Raw genomic sequence first — 13,193 nt, 5'->3', positions numbered from 1 at the left:
ACCACTATTATCTCTATAACAACTTTAATCTTATACTATTCTTATTTGGTGAAGCAATAAAACTAATTAAATTAATATTATCTTCAAAAGTGTTTGTATAATTTTGTAGTAAAGAGAACATCTTTTTAGAAATAGCGTAATTATGATGAAGATTCAGTGCATTTGACTCACCGATATTTTTTATTTCTCTCATTAAAGCTAAAGGATTATCAAACTCAAGGCTAATATTTTCATAATCAACAATTACTTCGGCAAATCCTGCCTGCGAAAATAAAATCGGAACATGATCAAAATGAATAAAAGGAGAAATATGAGGAGAATGTTGAAAATTACTTGTTATTTCTGCCTCTATCAAAACTTTACGTAAGTTTTTTAGACTATCACCACCGACAAAATTACCGATAAAAATGCCCTCAGGTTTTAAAAATGTTCTAATATTAGATAGAAAGCGTTGTACATCATTTATCCAGTGTAATCCTAATGAATAAACAATTAAATCAAAAGAATTCGGAGGAAATTCTAAATATTCATCATCAATTAATAACTTACGATCATGATTAAATGAATCAAGCAACAAAGGAGACATATCTGTTGCGGTAATATCGGCATTTCGATAAGCATCTTTTAGTAAACCTGTAAGATAACCGCACTTTGCAGATATTTCTAGAATATCAGAAAAATCGTTATTAATCAGCTTTAACCTATCAATTATGTCACCCTCTGCATGCTTGATAAATAAGCTGTTACTTATTCCCTCTACTGCATTATTTCGGTGATTTTTTAGTTTTGATCTGTTGAATATATAATTCTCTCAATTTATCTTGTATTTTTTCTTCTAGAGTATTCGCCTCTTTTATCGGCTGGTAACCCAACTGATCATTTTTTAGCCAACTATTTTGGATAAGTTTTCTCTGTCTTGCGGTGTGAATCTCATCACCTTTAACTCTATTTAGCTCTTCAAAATTATCCTGAATACCGATAACTACAGGCTTCGTATTTTTATTAGGCAATAAAAGCTTTGAATCCCACTGATTTTTATCTAGAATATAAAATTCTTTATATTCTTTTAATTGTTCATTCTTAATAAAAATTGAGGGTTTTTCTATATCAGGATTTGTATCACTTAAATTTTCTTGAAAATCTATGAAATTACTATTTCTTTCTTTTTCTATATTATTAGATTCTCCTAGAGATTTATAACTACTTATACACAACAATACTAATATAAATTTCTTTAACATAAATAACCCTGTATATTACTATAGTTAATATAAATTAAATAATATATGAATCAAGTATAGAAATAAATTAATTATTTCTATAGATATTATCTTTATATTTCTTTCTATAATATATTTTATAATTCTCATTCTTCATATCATTAAACCACTGCTCTTGTTGTTTTTTAATATGATAATTTAAGGAATTAGATTTACTATTACTAGTTTGGAAATTATCTTCACAAAATTTTAAAAAACCTGAAATTAACGTTTCTACTCCATTAGTCTCAGATTTTTTCTCAAGAAATTGCATAGAAAAATTAGCAGGATTATTATGTTTTAAATAAAATTGCTTATATTTCTCATGAATTTTCTTTCCCTTTTTTATTTGTTGTTCTGAAAAAGATAATTTTTCTTCTAATAATTTATGAATTTCGGTACAATCGCTCCAAGGTAATTTTATTATTACCTGCTCTTCCTGATATTCAAAATTTTCCTGAATATTGTTAAAATCAGCATTTGCTTTTACCGTACTTACTAATATTAAAAAACATGCTATTAACTTAGGTTCTATGAACAAAAATTTTAAATAATCTATTTTAGCTCTTTTTAGCTGCAAATTATAAGATTTTTTTGAAATAGGAATCACTATTCCTGCACAAACCTTATTAATTTTCGCATAAAAATATCTTAAAATATAAATATTTAAATTTTTGTTCATAGAACCTAATATTCATAAATTTAATTAATTTTAGCAGGAATCGGTATCATAATACTACTTCTGTATCTTTTATTGCTACTAAAAAGTGACTTTTTTTGAACTTTGTTATTATTTACCGAAATTTTATCTTCTAAAACCCCTTCATTATTATTTAGATAACCATGTAAGGATGCTTTATAAAGTGCCATGTTACTTGCTATTTTAACTACATCTTGCTTATATTTAAACCCTAAAGCATGAGTGGCTGAGTGGTAATGTGCTATCGCTTTGTGCCAGCTCCCTAGTTGATCATATTTTGAACGCAAGAATTTTGCACCGTAACCAATGTTATTATTTGGATCAAATGCCTGTTCAAGAGAATTAAAAGCCCCTAAATGATGTCTTAAGTTAATCTGCATGCATCCGACGTCAATACTCTCTCGCCCTTTTATAAGCTCTATTCTAACAAAACTTACGGCTTCTCTTTTACTGTTAAAATAATAGCCTTTTCCTTCGACATTTACCGTCCAAGGCCATACTACTCTAATTTTACGGGTTGTATGTTTTTTACCCGATTCTTTTAAAGCTATTGAATGTAGTGTATTAGAGGGGATATTAAATTTTTTTTCAAAATAAGGAAAAAGCTTAGAGCATTTAAAGGATTCAGCTATTTCAGGATCGGCAATAGCCGGCTTAGAAAAGAAAATAAAGGAAAATAATAGGATTAGTATGGTTATTGTGTCATTCACCCACTTTCTTATGTTATTCCTCACCTCTCTTATGTCATTCCTGCGAAAGCGGGAATCCAAAAAAAAATTTATAATATATTTTGCTTTGACGTTTTTGCTGGATCCCGTGGCGGCGGGGCCACGGGATGACATATTGTTTTTCCAAACCATGCCGGCAACGCTAAAATAACTTAAGTTACAATAAGATAAATTAACGTATCATAACTTATCTTATGAGGCAAGGAAAAATATGAGTGCGCCAAGGAAAGTGCGTAAAAATCAGTTGGTGAAAATCCCACCTATGCAAAGTCTAACCAACAGCATAGAAGCAACTATTGCATTACAGGAGGCGACAAATGTGATGAAGCCAGTAGAAGCGACATACCAGGCTGCAACGCAAGTGAAGGTGTTGAGCCCCGAAATATCCAACATTATAGAGGCCGACGTTTTTCATAGTGCGGAAGGCAGCATGAAGGGTGACGTAATGGTAAGTCACAACTCACTCTATCGGGGTCGGAGTCCGGTGGCATGGTATGAGATGGAGTTTACGTAAACTTGGGAGATCTTCTGTATTCTCGAAAGAGTATGTTGGGACAAGTCAAAATAGGCAAGAACTGACAAATGATACAGAAGAAGTCGGACTGACTGATAGTACTCGGAGTATAGGAAAGCTATGTACATGGGGAAGCGGTCAGCAATGGAAAGCTTGGTTGAGTACCGTTCAAGATAACACGCTGAGGTTATTATAGTGATGCAGGTTAAACTCAATCAAATAGCTAAAAGAGCGAAGCAAGATAAAAGGCTAAAATTCACATCATTAATACATCATGTTAATGAGGCTAATCTTGCAGAATGCTATCAAGTGCTCAAGCGTAATAAAGCTTGTGGGATTGATGGTGAGACAGTGGAAGCATACGGTATTAATCTAGAAGATAGGCTTAATCAATTAGTGGAATCGATAAAGTTGAAGCAATATCGTCCTAAACCAGTAAAGAGGGTATATATCCCAAAAGCTGGTAAGAATGAGAAGCGTGGCCTTGGTATACCATCAGTTGAAGATAAGTTAGTTCAAATTATGCTAAAGCAAATCTTAGAACAGATTTATGAAGCTGAGTTTTTGGATATGTCTTATGGATTCAGACCTAAGTTAAGCTGTCACGATGCAATAAGAGCATTACACAAAACGGTTATGACTAAGCCAATTAATTACATTGTGGAAGTAGATATTAAAGGGTTCTTTGATAATGTTAATCACTATTGGCTACAACGTTGCTTAGAGGAGAAAATTGTTGATCGTAATTTATTGTGGTTAGTAAGAAAATTCTTAAAAGCTGGAGTAGTTGAGGATGGAAAGCAGTTAGTAACGGAGGTAGGCACTCCTCAAGGAGGAGTGATTAGTCCATTACTTGCAAACATCTATCTTCATTATGTACTAGACTTATGGTTTAAGAAAGTTAAATCACAAGCAAAAGGACACATGGAGCTAATACGCTACTGTGATGACTTTGTAGTATGTTGTGAAAGTGAGAAAGATGCAAAGAATTTTCTAGATCTGCTACATGTAAGGTTAGAAAAGTTTGGTCTACAGGTATCAGAAGATAAGACTAGAGTTCTTAAATTTGGACGAAAAGTTTGGAAACATGCTCAGGGAAGTAAAGAAAAAGTAGAAACTTTTACCTTTCTTGGGTTTACGCATTATTGCGGTAAGAGTAGACAAGGGTATTTCGTTATGGGTCATAAGACGAGTAAGGAGAATCTTTGTCAGAAGCTTAAGGAAACTAAGGAATGGTTAAAGAATATACGTAATAAATTGTGTCTTAAAGCATGGTGGCCAGTACTTAAATCTAAATTAACGGGCCATTATAATTATTTTGGAGTGAGTGGTAATTATCGCTGTCTCTATAAATTTTATAAGTCGATCTTTTGGATAGTATTCAAGTGGATAAATCGTCGCAGTCAGAAAAAGAGTATGAATGTCAAAGAGTATCAAAATTATCTACAGTGGAATCCACTACCAACACCGAGGATATGTAATGCAATGTATTAATTCTAGCTTTATAGTAAATGTTTCATTGAGGAGCCGTGTGCGGGAAAATCGCAAGCACGGTTCTGTGGGGGTTACCATAGCATGGAACTAATTTAATTAAAATATGGAGTAAATGTTATGGTTTCTACCCGACTATTATTAGCTTAGATAAGTTAATATCAGAATTATTTTCAGCAACACCTAACATTTTTAATATTTGAGTTAGCTCTATTTCTATTGGATCTAATATAGCTTGTTCATTTATAACTTCCGTAAAATATTTTGATATTGATTTATTTTGCTGAAAAAATATTTCTTCGTCTGATTTTGAAGTTATTACACTACTCCATCTTACGTCAATTTCTTTAAGCCATTGATATGTATTATTAACATCTTCATTATTTCTATAATAATTAATACAATCATTTAGTAACATGTGAAATATTGTTGCTTTGAATAGATCACTTTTAGTTGCCGGTAAATTTGGGGCGGAGCAAGTAACTCTAATATTTCCTTACCTTTTATAATAGCTTCATTATTATTTTTGGCTTCTTTTGAAACCTGTTCTAAGGACAATAAACCTTGCTTTAATGCTACATTATCAATATCATTAGCTTCAATAAGCTTTCTAATTTCGATAAGTATGCTCAAATAATCTGTTGTCTCTAGTGGTTCTACTGCATCTTTTTTAAATTTTTCAATCAAAGACTCTTTACACAAATATATATCCTTATTTAAATTAAATTCAAATCTCAAGAAAATATGGGTTTTGAATTTTTGAAAACGGAAATATATAGAATTGGTAAAATTTTGTCAATAAAATATAAGATTTTTGTGTAGAAATTATTAATTCTTTTTAAGAAAAAAGCAAGCTATCATAACTTCTCTTATGAAACAAGAGGAGTTATGACATTTAAGACGTAAAGACTTAATCTAAATCTGAACTAAAATCTTCAAAAATTGTTCCAGCTGCTACAACGTCAATTTCTGGGTTAAACTACAACCGGAGTAGGATTTACTTCTACATTAAAGTTTTCTTCATACCATTTTATATATGTTTCTGCTGCTGCTTTTAATGGATTTAATGGTTCTCCACCAAACATAGAGCCTAATACTTGTAATGGATTACTTGTTCCTTTTGCTATTACTTTACAATATTCATATTTTAGAGCTTTACTTTCCTTATCTGATATGGGTAGTAAATCTTCTATTAATTCTGCTAAATTTTGAAACTCATCTAACTCTACAAATAAAGACTTACTTACAACATTCAGAGAAGCATAATGACTACCCAATGATTTCGTAAGATTTTCTACTATTATGAGAAGTTCTTGTTTAATAAAATGAGGCTTATTTAAAGCTTGATCTATTGTCTCCGCATCTCCGGTTTCTATGGCTCTATTTATATATTCTTCACTGATTACTATTTTATAATTTTTTATTAACTTATTAATTTCATTAATACTTTCCTTAACATTGAACTCTACTCTACTAGAGCTAGCCGTACTCGAACTAGTAGAAGGTTGTTCACCTAATTCTGCATTACTTAATATTGAGCCGGCATTATTTAGCCATGCTTGCAAGTTCTTTGGTGTTGAAGTAGCTTTATCAGCAAGGGTAGTTGCTTGATTAAATAAAGCGGCAAGTTGCTCAGGATTATTAAGGTCTATATATTTCGGCATTCCTGTAGGTGGAGTAAAATCATTATAAGAAATATTTGATTCTTCATCAAAAGATTCATTTTCAAATGAATCTTTTGTAGGCTCCATACTAAAAGCTCATCATCAACAAATGCCTGATGTTTTGCAGTTGCATATTGTACATTTGGATTATTTTTATAATTACCTGGAATAGCATATAAACCGTGTTCTCCTTTATTTGCTTCTTCTAATAGGAGATTAAATATTTCTGATTTAATTTCATGGTTTTTTGTTGCCTGTAAATTTTTCTCTAGAAGTTTTAGTATCTGATCACCGTGTGCTGCACCTTTATTATTTTCCCAGCCTCTTGTTAAACTACAATAATCTATACCTGATGTTTTAGCAGGCTCTAATACGGCTTTTATAGCTTTCCATTGATTATTAGCTTTTTCATAGTGTTTTTTACGTTGCCCTTCACTTAGCATTTTATTTTCACCTTACTGCTCATCTTTAATAGCATTCTCAGCCTATTTAGCAAGCTGAGCATATGGTGCCAGGTCTCCTACTGCATTAAATATGGATACATGTTTACCTAGATAATCTACTTTTGTAATTATTTCAGATAGATCAAATTTTTGAACTAATTTCGGTAATTCAACAAAAAATTCATCATAATATGGTTTGTCTAAACTCCATTCACTTCCATTTTGTTTGATTTCATTTATAGTTTCATAATGAATATTTATTCATAATTTGACCCCTTTGTAATTATTGGTTAAATTTATATTCAAAAACCACGAAATGAGGTATTTTATTTTAAAATGCTTTAAATTGGTAATTGACTGAATAAATAAAAATGTTTATTATTAGTCCAAATTAAATGTAATAAGTATATTTTATGAAAGTCGTTAGCTCATTAAAATCATTAAAAAAACGTGATAAAGATTGTCAGATCGTTAAAAGAAGAGGCAAAATTTTTGTGATAAATAAAAAGAATAAAAGATTTAAAGCAAAACAAGGTTAATATTATGTATATTTTAAGAATTATTGTTTCATTTTACCAGGGATTCGTGTACTCACCAATCAAAATAAAATCTAATTCCTAAAATATACACAATATAATAATAGCAAAATGGCCGGTCACTCAAAGTTCAAAAATATTCAGCATCGTAAAGGGGCTCAAGATAAAAAAAGAGCAAAAGTTTTCACTAAATTAATTCGTGAAATAGTTACTGCAGCTAAAACCGGTTCTTCTAATAACCCTGAAAATAATCCACGTCTTAGAAATGCTTTAACTGCTGCACGTAGTCAAAATCTCCCAAAAGAAAGAATCGACAAAGCTATTAATAGTGCTAATGATGCTTCTAATACCGAAAGTTATACGGAAATTAGATACGAAGGTTACGCACCTGGCGGTATTGCTATAATAGTTGAAGCTTTAACCGATAATAAAAACCGTACTGCTGCTGAGGTACGCTCTAGTTTTACTAAATATGGTGGGAGTTTAGGCGAAACCGGTAGTGTTAATTATTTATTTAAACATTGCGGTGTTATTCAATATCTAAGCAACATAGCATCGAGTGAAAATATTTTAGAAGCGGTTATAGAAGTAGATGTAGATGATATTATATCTGATGATACCACCCATACAATCTATACGGATATTGAAAATTTTTCTAAAGTTCTAGAATTTTTAACCGGCAAATACGGCATACCTGAAGACTCTTATATAGGCTGGATTCCATTAAATACAATAATTATAGATGATAAGGAAAAAGCCGAAAAATTACTAAAGCTTGTGGAAGTTTTAGAAGAAAGCGACGATGTGCAAAGAGTTTTCGGTAATTATGAGCTATCTGATGATGTTTACGAAATAATACAAGGAGAATAATGACTTATAACGGTGCAAATTATCAAATAATTATTTTAGCAGCCGGTAAAGGCACTAGAATGGAGTCCGCTTTACCGAAAGTAATGCATAAAGTCGGCGGAGTTCCAATGCTTGAAACGGTATTAAAGAATTCGCTCGAAGTAACAAATGATGTAGTTATAGTTTATTCAGAGGAACTTAAAAAATATTTAACGCCCTATGAGAATATGTGTCGCTTTGTACTGCAAAAAGAACCTAAAGGTACAGCTCATGCTACTTATGCAGCAATAGATTTAATTGATGAAAATAAAATAATATTAGTTTTATACGGCGATCATCCTCTTATTACTCCAAAACTTATGCATGAATTAATAGATTATTTAAGCCTTACTAATTCTGCATTAGTGACTTTAAGTTTTGAGAGAGAAAATCCTGCTTGGTACGGTAGAATAGCTACTGATAAAAACGGTGATTTTTTAGAAATAATCGAGTATAAAAATGCAAGCGAAGAAGAGAAAAAAATAAAGCTTTGTAATTCGGGTATTATGGCTTTCAGTAGAGGAGTTTTAAACAAATACTTACCTTTATTTGCTACTAATACTACCGGTAATAAGGAAGTTTATTTAACTGAAATAGTAAAAATATGTAAAAATCACGGTGAAAAAGTTTCATATTTATTATCTACTGATCATGATTTAATTGTTGGTGTTAATAATAAAAATGAGCTAGAGGAAGCCAATAATATTTTTTCTAAGAATAATTGTTAAAAAAGTCTTAGCATTGTTGCATGGCTTCTATTGGATTCCCGTGTTTGCGGGAATGACATAGAAGCCATGCAACAACGCCAAAAATCTTGGAGAGATGGCCGAGCGGTTTAAGGCGCACGCCTGGAAAGCGTGTTCATGGCAACGTGTCGGGGGTTCGAATCCCCCTCTCTCCGCCAACTCTAGAAAGCTCGCCACTTCTTGCGGTTTATCGAACGGAAAAGCCAAGGAGTAATCAAGGTTTCCGCCTCTCAAACTTAGGTTCGCAAATATAAAATTTAAAAATTCTCTTTTTTCGTCAATTGTCGAACCTTAAAGGTTTCAAAATAAAGGAGTTGGTAAACAAGTAGCAGAGCAAATTTGGCAAATGCACCAAGGACTTTGGGAAGTTTCAGTTATTCCTGAAAATAAACCGGCATTAATATTTTGGCAGAAAGTCGTTAACAAATTTACTAAAGGTGATTATCATGAAGAAGTTAAACTTGTCCAAATGAGTGATTATAAAGCCGAAAAGAATTATTTTTGAGTTTAATACCATATCATGAATAAACTACTACAACCTTATCTCTGCTTTTGTGAGGTCTTTTAAAGTACGTGATCCGGTGCATAGCATGGTAATCTTAAGCTGCTTAATTATTAATTGTATCTCTTCGGAAACCAAGCACTCCGAAGTATCTGCCGCTTTTAATAATTGACCGGCAAGTCCAAAAATATTAGCTCCCATACGAATTGCTTTTGCACCGTCAATACCCGATTTTAATCCACCGCTAGCAATAATTGAAACATTTTCTGAAACTTCCCGTACCATCTTGAGAGAATCTAAAGTCGGGATTCCCCAGTTAATAAAGCTACTAGCAATACGGTTTTGTAATGAATTTTTAGCACGATAAGCCTCAACTTGACTCCAGGACGTTCCTCCGCTCCCTGCAATGTCGAGAACTTTAACTCCTACATCAATAAGGTTTTTAGCAGCTTGTTTAGATAAACCGTATCCTACTTCTTTAACAATTACAGGGACAGAGAGGTAATTCATCACTTCTCTTATCTTAGGTAAAAGATTTTCCCAATTTCTATTACCTTCCGGCTGAGTTAGCTCCTGCAATACGTTCAGATGAAGGATTAAGGCATCGGCTTTGGTAGCATCAACTAAATACTGACATTCTTGCGGTGTTACTCCGTAATTAAGCTGCACTGCCCCGATATTGGCTAATAAAGGGATATCAGGAGCAATATGCCTTACTGCAAATGTCTTGATCGTATCGGCTTCTGTTAACAGAACCCTCATAGAGCCAAGCCCCATAGCAATACCGGCTTTTTGGGCTGCTTCTGCGAGTCGATAATTAATATCTCTAGCTCTAGCCGTTCCTCCGGTCATACTAGAAATTAGAATAGGTGCTTGTAAAGATTTTCCGAGGAAAGTAGTAGTCGTATCTATGTTATCGTAGTTAATTTCCGGTAATGCGTTGTGAATAAATTGAATGGATTCAAAACCGCTTTTAAGTGTAGATTCAACGTTTTTTGTAAGATTAATTTCAATATGATCTTGCTTTCTTTCTATGTCTAAATTCTGATTTCTCGGCATTTTACTCACTAATTCTTTTTTATACTTAATCTATATTAATATATCTAGCTTTGCAAAATATATTTGGCATTGCCTAAAAAAGGTGGCTTTGTGTTACACAATTTTTAAAAAGACCTTATTGCATTAATTTAATTTCTTAAGCATTAATACTTCTTTATTCCCTAAATATATTTAAAAGAACATTTTAATAATAAATTCTTCTAATTTTGATGTATCTTTTATATTAATTTCAAAATCAGGTGCATAAGGCTCATTATCGCCGCGATTTCTATTTCTCCAAACTTTAAATTGGAAAAGTAAAAGTACCGAGTCCATTTGGTAATTTAACCGTTCGTACTTCCATATATAATCTATCGGCTTTGGTTGTTTTTCCTATTAAAGTTACATTTGATGACATTAAAACCAAGAGCCGCACTTACATTTTTCTCATCGATAATTACAATAATTTTGGCTTTAATAGGATTTGGTAAAAGAGTATGATCGGCTAATGATTTATCAAATAATACTTCTCTATAATATGGTTCATGTTTTGCTAAGTTTTGTTCTAATCCATCTATAGCCTTTTTTAATAAAAGGTAGCTTATATCGGTTATATAAATTTCTAAGATGCTCTAAATTACCCCTGCTTACTCGCCAATCTACATAAGTATTTTTATTAGCTAAATTTCTTTTATACTCAGCATAGCTTTGTCCAAATAGCTTATTTACAACTTGACTGCCGTAATCGGAATTACCGCCTTGATTACCCCTTAAATCAAATATTATGATGTTTTTCTTTCTAAGGTTTTTTAATGCATTAAGGATTAAAATAAATTCTTACTGCTATTTTTCATTGAGATTAAAAGTAGATAGAGTTATCCAAGTAGAGTTTTTATAACAATTGTTATTTTGGAATGATTTAGAAGTAGGTAATATAGCCGGATTTATTTTATCATACCAGTGAACTCTTAGATGAGTATCATTAAAACTATCTGCAAAGTTTTTTATAATTTGCTTATATTGAGTTATATCGGATGTTTGAGAAATAGCTTTTTGTGCCTTTGTATAATTGAGTTCTAAATTTTCTTTGAAACTTGGATTAAGATCATTAAAAATTCCCGGATGATTCTCTTGAATTTGGTTATAAATAAATTCAAGAAAATCATTTTTATTACTACTATTTTGGCAACTAACTAAAAAAGTGAGAATAAGAACTAACTTGCAATATATTATTAGCCTAATCATATAGCAGCGGTATACCATTCTGAAGCAACATTTAATCCAAGTGCTTTTAGAAGTTGGCTTTTAGGTTTATCATGTACTCCGCAAACTACTAATATTTGGCTAGCACCTTTGCTTTTAGTTCTAGGCTTAATTTTTTCAATTAACTGCCCTCCTATAAAATACCAATCATTTTCGGTTTCAACACAAAAATCATCAATCATTAGAGTCAGTCCTTTCGGGTCATAAACTTCAGGTGCTTCTATTATTCTGCCTATAATAAAACCAAGCATTCTACTTTCATCTTCTGCAATTAATATTATATAATCGTCTAATCGTAATAATTCTTTAAACCATTTACTTTATGATTCTTCTGCACCGGCTTTATATCGCCAAAATTGCGGCTGTGCTTTTTCATAAGCACGACGTTTAGCGTAAGATAAAGAAACCATAGCAACAATATCGCTACTATTGGCGTCATGAATTAAAATATAATTTTCATTAAAATGAATATTCATATATATATAATCTATAGTATGGATAGATTTAGAAATAATATAATTAGTATACATAAAGAGTAAGGGGAAATCTGGCTTGAAAAGTTACCTGAAATTGTAGCAGAATTAGCTAAAGAGTGGAATTTATCTAACCTAATTCCTATAGATAATTTATCTTGTAACTATGTTCTGTCAGGTTATCAAAGTAACAAGCCTATCATATTAAAATTAAGTTTTGCTGCTAGAGACTTAGCAAATGAAGTGGAAGCTTTAAAAGTTTTTTCAGGTTTTGGTGCTGCAACTATTCTAGCCCAAAAAGATAATGCTTTATTACTTGAGAGAGCGGTATCCAGTATTTCTTTAAAAGAATATTCGGCGAATAACAAAATTGCTATAGCTTGTTCTGTTATGAACAAACTTCACAAGGCATCCATGCCAAAAACTCATCACTTTCCTAATGTTAAAGATCAGCTAAAAGCTTTAGATAAAGAAAGGGAGTCGCCTAAAACTTATTTACAAAAGGCAAGAAAATTGAGAGATGAGCTTCTTCAAAATTCTGAACCTCAAATTTTACTTCACGGTGATTTACATCATGAAAATATACTGCAAAATGACAAGCAGTGGGTAGTAATGATCCTAAAGGAGTAATTGGATATTCTATAAATGAAGTATGGGCATTTATTATGGATATAGAGAAAGATACCGAATTTGCGGCAAATTATTTTGGCTTTAAATTACAAGATGTTAGAAATTGGTATTTTGTACAGCTTATTTTAGCTATCTGTTGGAATTTAGAAGATAATATAGAAAATAAGTTATTTTTAGAATTAACTAAAAAAGCATATGAATTATGCTGAATTATATAGAATTTTTGATTGGTGGAGCCAGGGGGAGTCGAACCCCCGACCTTTTGAATGCCATTCAAATACTCTACCAACTGAGCTATGACCCCAATAACAAATTAAT

General features: G+C 31.8%; 22 protein-coding genes, 2 tRNA genes and 1 pseudogene. 9 read left to right on the top strand and 16 right to left on the bottom strand.

Annotated elements, in window-relative coordinates:
* Positions 1-13: 13 nt before the first annotated feature.
* From ACIAS7_RS06285 to ACIAS7_RS06270, 4 genes are all read right to left on the bottom strand, one after another.
* Positions 14-709 carry a methyltransferase domain-containing protein gene (locus ACIAS7_RS06285; protein WP_473199441.1) on the bottom strand — a complete coding sequence of 232 codons (696 nt, stop codon included), beginning with the start codon at positions 707-709 and terminating at the stop codon, positions 14-16.
* Positions 710-764: 55 nt separating this feature from the next.
* On the bottom strand, positions 765-1,241 hold the full coding sequence (locus ACIAS7_RS06280) for a hypothetical protein (RefSeq protein WP_473198664.1): 477 nt from the start codon (positions 1,239-1,241) through the stop codon (positions 765-767).
* A 67-nt stretch (positions 1,242-1,308) separates the two neighbouring features.
* Positions 1,309-1,794 (bottom strand): DUF2532 domain-containing protein, encoded by a 486-nt coding sequence (locus tag ACIAS7_RS06275; RefSeq protein WP_473199440.1) that lies wholly within the window; start codon positions 1,792-1,794, stop codon positions 1,309-1,311.
* 167 nt (positions 1,795-1,961) lie between these two features.
* Positions 1,962-2,819, bottom strand: coding sequence for a lytic transglycosylase domain-containing protein (locus ACIAS7_RS06270; RefSeq protein ID WP_473198663.1), 858 nt, complete (start codon positions 2,817-2,819; stop codon positions 1,962-1,964).
* Between the two features lie 362 nt (positions 2,820-3,181).
* Between ACIAS7_RS06270 and ACIAS7_RS06265 the strand changes: the two genes are divergently transcribed.
* Together ACIAS7_RS06265 and ltrA are read left to right on the top strand one after the other, a co-directional pair.
* On the top strand, positions 3,182-3,397 hold the full coding sequence (locus ACIAS7_RS06265; RefSeq protein WP_473198443.1) for a hypothetical protein: 216 nt from the start codon (positions 3,182-3,184) through the stop codon (positions 3,395-3,397).
* Between the two features lie 2 nt (positions 3,398-3,399).
* On the top strand, positions 3,400-4,695 hold the full coding sequence (ltrA, locus tag ACIAS7_RS06260) for a group II intron reverse transcriptase/maturase (protein ID WP_473198444.1): 1,296 nt from the start codon (positions 3,400-3,402) through the stop codon (positions 4,693-4,695).
* A gap of 124 nt (positions 4,696-4,819) precedes the next feature.
* Here the strand turns inward: ltrA and ACIAS7_RS06255 are convergent, their stop codons facing one another.
* From ACIAS7_RS06255 to ACIAS7_RS06235, 5 genes are all read right to left on the bottom strand, one after another.
* Positions 4,820-5,110, bottom strand: a complete 291-nt coding sequence (locus ACIAS7_RS06255) for a hypothetical protein (RefSeq protein WP_473198662.1) — start codon at positions 5,108-5,110, stop codon at positions 4,820-4,822.
* Complete coding sequence (locus tag ACIAS7_RS06250) at positions 5,101-5,394, bottom strand: hypothetical protein (RefSeq protein WP_473198661.1); 294 nt, start codon at positions 5,392-5,394, stop codon at positions 5,101-5,103. The genes ACIAS7_RS06255 and ACIAS7_RS06250 overlap by 10 nt, the downstream gene beginning before the upstream one ends.
* Before the next feature lie 272 nt (positions 5,395-5,666).
* Entirely contained in the window at positions 5,667-6,443 is a 777-nt protein-coding gene (locus ACIAS7_RS06245; RefSeq protein ID WP_473198660.1) for a hypothetical protein, read from the bottom strand.
* The gene (locus ACIAS7_RS06240) at positions 6,341-6,799 is read right to left on the bottom strand and encodes a hypothetical protein (protein ID WP_473198659.1); all 459 of its coding nucleotides are present in this window, start codon (positions 6,797-6,799) and stop codon (positions 6,341-6,343) included. The genes ACIAS7_RS06245 and ACIAS7_RS06240 overlap by 103 nt, the downstream gene beginning before the upstream one ends.
* Before the next feature lie 42 nt (positions 6,800-6,841).
* Positions 6,842-7,060, bottom strand: a complete 219-nt coding sequence (locus ACIAS7_RS06235) for a dihydrolipoamide dehydrogenase (RefSeq protein ID WP_473199439.1) — start codon at positions 7,058-7,060, stop codon at positions 6,842-6,844.
* Positions 7,061-7,212: 152 nt separating this feature from the next.
* On the opposite strand from ACIAS7_RS06235, the gene ykgO reads away from it, so the two are divergent.
* The 5 genes and pseudogenes from ykgO to ACIAS7_RS06210 form a co-directional block, all read left to right on the top strand.
* Positions 7,213-7,338, top strand: coding sequence for a type B 50S ribosomal protein L36 (gene ykgO / locus ACIAS7_RS06230; RefSeq protein WP_004998227.1), 126 nt, complete (start codon positions 7,213-7,215; stop codon positions 7,336-7,338).
* Between the two features lie 108 nt (positions 7,339-7,446).
* Positions 7,447-8,205, top strand: a complete 759-nt coding sequence (locus tag ACIAS7_RS06225; RefSeq protein WP_473198658.1) for a YebC/PmpR family DNA-binding transcriptional regulator — start codon at positions 7,447-7,449, stop codon at positions 8,203-8,205.
* Complete coding sequence (locus ACIAS7_RS06220) at positions 8,205-8,951, top strand: sugar phosphate nucleotidyltransferase (RefSeq protein ID WP_473198657.1); 747 nt, start codon at positions 8,205-8,207, stop codon at positions 8,949-8,951. The genes ACIAS7_RS06225 and ACIAS7_RS06220 overlap by 1 nt, the downstream gene beginning before the upstream one ends.
* Before the next feature lie 88 nt (positions 8,952-9,039).
* A tRNA-Ser gene (locus ACIAS7_RS06215) sits at positions 9,040-9,127 on the top strand.
* A gap of 137 nt (positions 9,128-9,264) precedes the next feature.
* A pseudogene (locus ACIAS7_RS06210) lies at positions 9,265-9,474 on the top strand (acetyltransferase); the annotation flags it as partial.
* 27 nt (positions 9,475-9,501) lie between these two features.
* On the opposite strand, the gene fni reads toward ACIAS7_RS06210, so the two are convergent.
* The 6 genes from fni to ACIAS7_RS06180 form a co-directional block, all read right to left on the bottom strand.
* Positions 9,502-10,530, bottom strand: coding sequence for a type 2 isopentenyl-diphosphate Delta-isomerase (gene fni, locus ACIAS7_RS06205; RefSeq protein ID WP_473198656.1), 1,029 nt, complete (start codon positions 10,528-10,530; stop codon positions 9,502-9,504).
* Positions 10,531-10,701: 171 nt separating this feature from the next.
* Positions 10,702-10,845: a hypothetical protein gene (locus tag ACIAS7_RS06200; protein ID WP_473198655.1), complete on the bottom strand. Its 144-nt coding sequence runs from the start codon at positions 10,843-10,845 to the stop codon at positions 10,702-10,704.
* A 207-nt stretch (positions 10,846-11,052) separates the two neighbouring features.
* On the bottom strand, positions 11,053-11,334 hold the full coding sequence (locus tag ACIAS7_RS06195; protein ID WP_473199438.1) for a S41 family peptidase: 282 nt from the start codon (positions 11,332-11,334) through the stop codon (positions 11,053-11,055).
* Positions 11,335-11,352: 18 nt separating this feature from the next.
* Positions 11,353-11,754: a hypothetical protein gene (locus ACIAS7_RS06190; RefSeq protein ID WP_473198654.1), complete on the bottom strand. Its 402-nt coding sequence runs from the start codon at positions 11,752-11,754 to the stop codon at positions 11,353-11,355.
* On the bottom strand, positions 11,751-12,023 hold the full coding sequence (locus tag ACIAS7_RS06185) for a hypothetical protein (RefSeq protein WP_473198653.1): 273 nt from the start codon (positions 12,021-12,023) through the stop codon (positions 11,751-11,753). The genes ACIAS7_RS06190 and ACIAS7_RS06185 overlap by 4 nt, the downstream gene beginning before the upstream one ends.
* 69 nt (positions 12,024-12,092) lie before the next feature.
* Positions 12,093-12,248: a hypothetical protein gene (locus ACIAS7_RS06180; protein WP_473198652.1), complete on the bottom strand. Its 156-nt coding sequence runs from the start codon at positions 12,246-12,248 to the stop codon at positions 12,093-12,095.
* Positions 12,249-12,389: 141 nt separating this feature from the next.
* Here ACIAS7_RS06180 and ACIAS7_RS06175 point away from each other — a divergent pair, with 141 nt between their 5' ends.
* Together ACIAS7_RS06175 and ACIAS7_RS06170 are read left to right on the top strand one after the other, a co-directional pair.
* Positions 12,390-12,875 carry an aminoglycoside phosphotransferase family protein gene (locus ACIAS7_RS06175; RefSeq protein ID WP_473199437.1) on the top strand — a complete coding sequence of 162 codons (486 nt, stop codon included), beginning with the start codon at positions 12,390-12,392 and terminating at the stop codon, positions 12,873-12,875.
* Complete coding sequence (locus ACIAS7_RS06170) at positions 12,848-13,084, top strand: streptomycin kinase (RefSeq protein ID WP_473198651.1); 237 nt, start codon at positions 12,848-12,850, stop codon at positions 13,082-13,084. The genes ACIAS7_RS06175 and ACIAS7_RS06170 overlap by 28 nt, the downstream gene beginning before the upstream one ends.
* Before the next feature lie 19 nt (positions 13,085-13,103).
* Here the strand turns inward: ACIAS7_RS06170 and ACIAS7_RS06165 are convergent.
* Positions 13,104-13,179: transfer RNA gene (locus ACIAS7_RS06165), tRNA-Ala, on the bottom strand.
* Between the last annotated feature and the right edge of the window lie 14 nt (positions 13,180-13,193).

It is taken from the genome of Rickettsia sp. 109562A South Dakota, from assembly GCF_055791265.1.
This window is presented reverse-complemented; position numbering and strand designations above follow the sequence as displayed.

Coding starts and splice junctions, on each gene's coding strand:
- ACIAS7_RS06180 (WP_473198652.1), bottom strand. CDS start 12,248: ATGAATATTCATTTTAATGAAAATTATATTTTAATTCATGACGCCAAT.
- ACIAS7_RS06200 (WP_473198655.1), bottom strand. CDS start 10,845: ATGGACTCGGTACTTTTACTTTTCCAATTTAAAGTTTGGAGAAATAGA.
- ACIAS7_RS06270 (WP_473198663.1), bottom strand. CDS start 2,819: ATGGTTTGGAAAAACAATATGTCATCCCGTGGCCCCGCCGCCACGGGA.
- ACIAS7_RS06280 (WP_473198664.1), bottom strand. CDS start 1,241: ATGTTAAAGAAATTTATATTAGTATTGTTGTGTATAAGTAGTTATAAA.
- ACIAS7_RS06220 (WP_473198657.1), top strand. CDS start 8,205: ATGACTTATAACGGTGCAAATTATCAAATAATTATTTTAGCAGCCGGT.
- ykgO (WP_004998227.1), top strand. CDS start 7,213: ATGAAAGTCGTTAGCTCATTAAAATCATTAAAAAAACGTGATAAAGAT.
- fni (WP_473198656.1), bottom strand. CDS start 10,530: ATGCCGAGAAATCAGAATTTAGACATAGAAAGAAAGCAAGATCATATT.
- ACIAS7_RS06240 (WP_473198659.1), bottom strand. CDS start 6,799: ATGCTAAGTGAAGGGCAACGTAAAAAACACTATGAAAAAGCTAATAAT.
- ACIAS7_RS06255 (WP_473198662.1), bottom strand. CDS start 5,110: ATGTTACTAAATGATTGTATTAATTATTATAGAAATAATGAAGATGTT.
- ACIAS7_RS06185 (WP_473198653.1), bottom strand. CDS start 12,023: ATGCTTGGTTTTATTATAGGCAGAATAATAGAAGCACCTGAAGTTTAT.
- ACIAS7_RS06245 (WP_473198660.1), bottom strand. CDS start 6,443: ATGGAGCCTACAAAAGATTCATTTGAAAATGAATCTTTTGATGAAGAA.
- ACIAS7_RS06225 (WP_473198658.1), top strand. CDS start 7,447: ATGGCCGGTCACTCAAAGTTCAAAAATATTCAGCATCGTAAAGGGGCT.
- ACIAS7_RS06265 (WP_473198443.1), top strand. CDS start 3,182: ATGAGATGGAGTTTACGTAAACTTGGGAGATCTTCTGTATTCTCGAAA.
- ltrA (WP_473198444.1), top strand. CDS start 3,400: ATGCAGGTTAAACTCAATCAAATAGCTAAAAGAGCGAAGCAAGATAAA.
- ACIAS7_RS06190 (WP_473198654.1), bottom strand. CDS start 11,754: ATGATTAGGCTAATAATATATTGCAAGTTAGTTCTTATTCTCACTTTT.